This window comes from Lysinibacillus mangiferihumi (genome assembly GCF_003049665.1).
Lineage (GTDB): Bacteria > Bacillota > Bacilli > Bacillales_A > Planococcaceae > Lysinibacillus > Lysinibacillus mangiferihumi.
This window is the reverse complement of record NZ_PYWM01000075.1, coordinates 1-4,203: the sequence shown is the minus strand read 5'-3', so window position 1 is coordinate 4,203 and position 4,203 is coordinate 1. Positions and strand designations below refer to the sequence as shown.

Sequence of the window (4,203 nt, the reverse complement as noted above, 5' to 3'; positions counted from 1 at the left end):
TGCTCAATCGCTTTCACATCTGCGTTATATTTTTTCAACTCTCGTTGTATCAATACTTTTGCCATATCAGAGCGCCACAAACGAGACGTATTTAATACAATTACTTGGCTCACTTGATGATATTCTATATCTGCCAATAGCTCTTGCAAGCCTTCTCGCTCAATTGTTAATCCATCTTCATCAACTGTCGCTCCGCTGAGTCCTCTATCTTCATATATGTGAAGCAGTTGTAGCTTATTTTCGTCACAATACCTCTCAATTTCTTCTACTTGATACGCTAAACTATATCCTTCACGTACTTGCCCTTCTGTTGAAACTCGTACATAACCAACTACTTTTTCTTTCATAATGCCCCTCCCGTTACAGCAATTAAAGTCCCTGTAACGCTTACCCGTTTTTTGCGGATAACTTGTGTGTAACGTATATCCGTTACAACATACTGTACGACCTTACCCAAATTCTGCACAACCCTTTATTTTACAGTCGTTTTTTCTCTAGTATGGTCGTACACTATACATAACCGTTACAATCTAACAAAGAGGTGTTTTATGTCTTCTACTATTCGTTTACGTCTCAATGAAATTTTAATTGAAAAACAAATGAGCCGTCGGCAACTGGCCAAGCAAACCTCATTGCGTCCTAATACCGTCAATGATTTATGTACACAACCCATACAACGTCTGCATATAAGTACCCTTTCAGCTTTGTGCGACACATTACATGTCTCTATCCAAGACCTACTTGTATTGGAGATAAACGATTAACTCACTCGCAGAACTATTGAACTGGGTTCTTCTATCAATCTTTTCCACTCCACCCTTGCTAATTCGTCGAAGTCCAATCGATACTGATTTGTAAGGGTCTTTTTTATTTCCCTCCGTATATACTGTGTATACATATCTCTTCCGTCTCTCATACTAGCTACCCGTTCTCGTTGCTTCTTCTTAAGTGTTTTCCAATCTGTCACTACAGCCGCAAAATAATGTTCATTCTGTTTTGGTGGATGTTTCATTAGGTCTTTAAGCAACACTTGCTCATTTACCTTGTACACCACTTCTATTCGGCTTAATTCATGTGCTAAATAAATTCCTTTATTCCTTGCTAGTTCTAGCCGTTTATCATAAATCCTACAGAAACCATTCCGTTTACGTTGGTCGCTTCTACCAAAATACCGTGTTGTATCAAAGTGTGTCATATTCCTCCGTATATCTGTCGGTATCACCACTATATTTTCTAACCCCGTTTGTATATCATACGCAACATCACAGCTCACAAATTCTACTCGACTTGCCCGCTTCCCTATCATCTCTAGTATTTCTCTGAAATGTGAGTAATGCTCTGGCCTTGTTTCAATCCTTAGGGTATGTAAGTGACCTTCTGTTTCTCTAAAGTTTTTAAAATACATATGAATGTATACATCGTCACTTTTCCGCATGTGCAATTCATAGCTATATGTTCCACTATAAATCTTCATTTTCACTTTATATTTCTTCACCCCCAACATATAAACACGTAAAAATGCTGAATGTGGTACATCCTTATAATCTATAACAAACTTATCTATGGAAACCTCTATTTCCATTGCCTGCTCCTCCCCTTGTATGCTAGTACTTGTATAAAATTTAACACTTAGTACACTAATTAAATAATCGTAATCCGTATTTAAACATGCAAAAAAAAAAGCACTTGTCGCCTGTTATAGACAATCAAGTGCTTTAAGTTTATTAATTTTCTAAGTTTATTAATATTTGCAAGTTTTATAAGTTAGTTTAGTATTGACAGTATGACATCTTTTTTACCACATGGCAAGTGTAACGTTTAAACACTTTAGCTTGTTTAATCTCGTGTGTTTCGTCCCTATGACATCCATAAGTGGTCCCTTGTAAGTAAAATGTCATCTCGCCTATTCTCGCTCTTATTACATTAGCGTTAAAATAGCACTCCTTGATGGCCTAGCCTTCATGGGTTATTAATTCAAATTCAAGGAATCTTTAACCGTAAACAAGTTTTAAATGACTCTGTCATATTATACCTTGTATTTATCGCCACTAGCTTTGTCAGTATCATTCGTTATTAACCATTCCCCGCCCCATATACCCTCGCCATGTAAAATGTCATCTCGCTTATTTCTCATGCTTTTTATTATTGGGTAACACTCATGATGGCACTGCCTTCAATAACATGTTGATTTTGAGTAGGGCATGGTTTTATCTTATTAACAAATTCTAATTTCTCTTTCTACTCATCTGTTATGAGCTGTAACCCTAGAGTCGATTTCTTTGATTCTAAAGCTTCTTATGAAAGTTAATTTACACTTCTTATTTTCAATGTTTAACCTTTGTTTACTTCTTTATTTCAATACCGAATCTCTTTTGAATTTGAGTTAAGTTCTCCACAACAATTAATTTATTCTGAGGATATATGGATAGGTATTCCTGAGCTACTTTAAGTAAATACTCGAAAAACATCTCATAATCCACAATTGAATATACTTCAGTACTAGTTACTGGAGGAGTTGTTGTAAAATTCACTCCAGTATCTCCAAAGTACTCTTCATCATTAGGAGTGCATTCAGTTGCAAAATAACAACTAGTATAACCAATACCAAATCCTTTGCCATTTTTAAACTCATTAAGTGCCTCTAAAAAATATCCATAACCTAAAGTCCTGTAATAAGCCTCCATATTTTCAATTTTTTCTTGTGCATCTTTCACATAATAGATTTCATCATCCATATTTATTAAACCTACCTTTCTATTATTATTTTGGAATTACAGGGAAGAAATTACTTATTTCCCCGGTAACTTTATCTTTATAACCTATAAATTGCAATTTTTTACCATCAACTTCGGCATATCCAATAATCTCATCAGAAATAGCATTTGGTCGAGAGTCAATTCTTACTCTACCATTTTGAATACCTTCTTCCATTGCTTCTCTACCCAACTTTAATATCTGTTCATCAGAAAAAACCTTTGGGTCATATACTGTCTTAGGATTCTTATACTCTTTCCACTGTCCAGTAAAGTTACCTTTTCCACCATTTTCTTTACTCAATCCATCATAAACAGGAAGCTTATATTTTACCTCATAAATTCCTGAAATATCAGGATGAGACGTTTTAGTAACAGCTTGATTAATATCCTTAACTTGATTGCCAAAGTTATCTAAAATAAATTGTTCAAAGTTCTCAAGATTGTGACCACCCTTTATTCCAATATTCGGTTTTGCTTTAAAACCCTCCACTTCGGTTAAATGTGTATCATAACCCTTTTTAAAAGTAACATCTTTTACCGTACCCTTAGTCTCTTCAGGCTTCTTAGGATCTTTACCCTTTAGTTTCCCTACTTTAGTTACGGAGCCAACGCCTTTTGTTCCAACAATAGCTGTCGCTGTGGTTAGCTTTACATTCGTCATCCACTTAGATCTTGTATAGGCATTGCCATTGAGTACTTCTTTTTCATAAGAGTCTTTTATTGCATTGCCTATTGATTTTGTCGTTTCAATCGGCTGGGATACTGCGGTCACTAGATTATTGAAGACACCTCCAGGGTTGGTCACCAATTCTTTTAGTTCGCCGTATGTATTTTTCAATACATCAACTGTTGCATCTAGTTTGCCTTTTTCTTTTTGAGCTTTTGTTAAAAGCAGATTCTGGCCTGTTAGTACGGCTTTTTCTTTAAAGCTCATGTCCTTACTTGGCGTTTGCAGTTCCATGGTATTTAACGACTTGTAGGCTAGTACGGCTTCTTTTGAGGCCGTTTTTGCTTCTTTCACAGTTTGTTTGGCCTGATTATACACTTCTTTTGTCTTTTGCTTGGCTTAGTTATACACTTCTTTTGTTTTTTGCTTCGCTTTTTGGTAGGTATTTTTGACAGCTAGTACCGCAGCTTTTGCGCCATTCTTTAATTTCTTCGCCATTTTACTTTTGGTTAGCTTATTATAGAGTTTGCGTGCCTTGGTAAATTTTTATATGGACAAAATCAAAAGGCCTGAATCAGAATTGTTCTCCGATTTCAGACCTTAGCTTCTTCGTCCATTCCTTTTTGTTTAACTTGACTGCTAATCCAGTTTACCTGACTTCTTTCATAATCACTTCATACATCGCTTCAATACTCGCATCCGCTGGTACCCATGCATAATAATTCTGATCATTATTTAATATAAATTGAACTAACTTTGTTTTTGTGTTCCATTCATTTT

5 protein-coding genes are annotated in these 4,203 nt (G+C 35.5%); 1 reads left to right on the top strand and 4 read right to left on the bottom strand.

Annotated elements, in window-relative coordinates:
* Positions 1-347: recombinase family protein (locus tag C9J37_RS27205; protein ID WP_167397460.1), on the bottom strand; the 347-nt coding region annotated here is incomplete at its 3' end.
* A 201-nt stretch (positions 348-548) separates the two neighbouring features.
* On the opposite strand from C9J37_RS27205, the gene C9J37_RS27200 reads away from it, so the two are divergent.
* Complete coding sequence (locus C9J37_RS27200; protein ID WP_081977956.1) at positions 549-764, top strand: helix-turn-helix domain-containing protein; 216 nt, start codon at positions 549-551, stop codon at positions 762-764.
* On the opposite strand, the gene C9J37_RS27195 is transcribed toward C9J37_RS27200, so the two are convergent.
* From C9J37_RS27195 to C9J37_RS27185, 3 genes are all read right to left on the bottom strand, one after another.
* Positions 761-1,582, bottom strand: coding sequence for a replication initiation protein (locus tag C9J37_RS27195; RefSeq protein WP_107897894.1), 822 nt, complete (start codon positions 1,580-1,582; stop codon positions 761-763). The two genes, C9J37_RS27200 and C9J37_RS27195, sit on opposite strands and share 4 nt — an antisense overlap.
* 760 nt (positions 1,583-2,342) lie before the next feature.
* The gene (gene cdiI / locus C9J37_RS27190) at positions 2,343-2,735 is read right to left on the bottom strand and encodes a ribonuclease toxin immunity protein CdiI (RefSeq protein ID WP_107897893.1); all 393 of its coding nucleotides are present in this window, start codon (positions 2,733-2,735) and stop codon (positions 2,343-2,345) included.
* A gap of 25 nt (positions 2,736-2,760) precedes the next feature.
* On the bottom strand, positions 2,761-3,777 hold the full coding sequence (locus C9J37_RS27185; protein ID WP_153063527.1) for a CdiA family toxin C-terminal domain-containing protein: 1,017 nt from the start codon (positions 3,775-3,777) through the stop codon (positions 2,761-2,763).
* Positions 3,778-4,203 lie beyond the last annotated feature (426 nt).

Coding starts and splice junctions, on each gene's coding strand:
- C9J37_RS27200 (WP_081977956.1), top strand. CDS start 549: ATGTCTTCTACTATTCGTTTACGTCTCAATGAAATTTTAATTGAAAAA.
- C9J37_RS27195 (WP_107897894.1), bottom strand. CDS start 1,582: ATGGAAATAGAGGTTTCCATAGATAAGTTTGTTATAGATTATAAGGAT.
- cdiI (WP_107897893.1), bottom strand. CDS start 2,735: ATGGATGATGAAATCTATTATGTGAAAGATGCACAAGAAAAAATTGAA.